The organism is Pseudomonas sp. W5-36 (genome assembly GCF_046540455.1).
Classification (GTDB): domain Bacteria; phylum Pseudomonadota; class Gammaproteobacteria; order Pseudomonadales; family Pseudomonadaceae; genus Aquipseudomonas; species Aquipseudomonas graminis_B.
Genome location: NZ_JAXCIQ010000042.1, coordinates 1 through 532, shown reverse-complemented (window position 1 = coordinate 532; position 532 = coordinate 1). Strand labels below are relative to the sequence as shown.

Annotated in this window: 1 protein-coding gene; it reads left to right on the top strand. The window is 51.3% G+C overall.

What is annotated here, in order from left to right; all coding sequences use genetic code 11:
• Window positions 1–168: 168 nt before the first annotated feature.
• On the top strand, window positions 169–532 hold a 364-nt coding region (locus tag SLW74_RS27490), incomplete at its 3' end, for a hypothetical protein (protein ID WP_410930730.1).

The following is a 532-nucleotide window of genomic DNA, read 5'->3' as shown; positions in this document are numbered from 1 at the left end:
TGCAAGCGCACATGAAGGCCCCGACCCTGACAAACGCTATGCCGGTTCTGGAAAATATCCTAGCCGAGCCCATGCAGCAGATTCGCCTTAATCAATTGCCGGGCAGCACCGTCTAGGCCGTGGTATGCCATGTACGCGGGATTGACATCCGATCAAAGGGACTGAGTCATGAAACATATTTTCTTCACTTCGTTGTTTGCTTTTAGCCTGACCGCTACAGCTGCACAGCAAAGCCTCAATCTTCCAAGCTGCGACATCCAAAACCAACAAGAAATAGCCGGCGAGACCGGCGGGCAGATCAGCGATCCAGGACAAGCACATATCTCAGTAAGAGCGAATGTTCTAAATGCCGATATCAGTACCTCAAGAAAAGGCCGTCGTATTACCGAGGTTGAAGCACAGCGCATGGTGAAACGTGTAGAGAACGTCCGGAATGAAACTAATCGGTTCGTCGAGCAGCAGGGTTTCTTGAGCGCGGCAGAGAAAGCTAGCTTTGACCGTGAGTTCGATGCCATTGCGATGCAGCTGTGTA